At 59.8% G+C, this 660-nt stretch carries 1 protein-coding gene; it reads left to right on the plus strand.

Going from position 1 to position 660, the window contains the following annotated elements; all coding sequences use genetic code 11:
• On the plus strand, positions 1–634 hold a 634-nt coding region (locus B1964_RS28965; protein ID WP_216354307.1), incomplete at its 5' end, for a tyrosine-type recombinase/integrase.
• Between the last annotated feature and the right edge of the window lie 26 nt (positions 635–660).

Consider the following 660-nt stretch of genomic DNA (forward strand, 5'->3'; position numbering starts at 1 on the left):
CCCGCCAGCCTCACACTGGCCATCAAGATGTCCGGGAAACGGGGTCAACCCCACGACGCTGACGCGGGTTCTAAGCGCCTTTTTCAACGAGCAGGTGTCACGGGAGCAGATCAGCAAGAATCCGGTTCTGGGGGCCCGTGCGGGTTCGATGGTGGCAGAAAAGACGGCTGAGGTTGTGGACCCCTCCAAGCTGTTGACTGTCGACCAGGTGAGGGCAATTATCGACAAGGCTGACCAGCCAGTGGATGTGATCGTGGAGTTGATGGCAACTTCAGGGATGCGTCATGGCGAGATGTCGGGCCTGAAGGTTTCGTCGGTCGACTTGGATGGTGCGACTGTGCACGTCGTGAATCAGGCGAGCGGGGTCTACGGCGATTGGGCTTGGAAACCGCTGAAGTCAGCGAAGTCCAGGCGGTCGATCCCACTGCCTAAGTCAACAGTTGCAGCCCTCCGATCCCACCTAACCGCACACCCGGACTATGAACCCGAGTCGCCGCTGTTTCGCACGGAGCGCGGCTATCAGTGGACGACAGCGAACTTCGGTGCAAAGTTCGGGAGCGCCGCGAAGAAGGCGGCGGTGACCGGGCACAGCCCTAAGCCTCGATCCACCGATCGGCTTTTTGATGTCTCGTGAAATGTGTTGTGTATGTTCGGGGTGGC

Source organism: Gordonia sp. i37 (assembly GCF_002043085.1).
GTDB classification, from domain to species: domain Bacteria; phylum Actinomycetota; class Actinomycetes; order Mycobacteriales; family Mycobacteriaceae; genus Gordonia; species Gordonia polyisoprenivorans.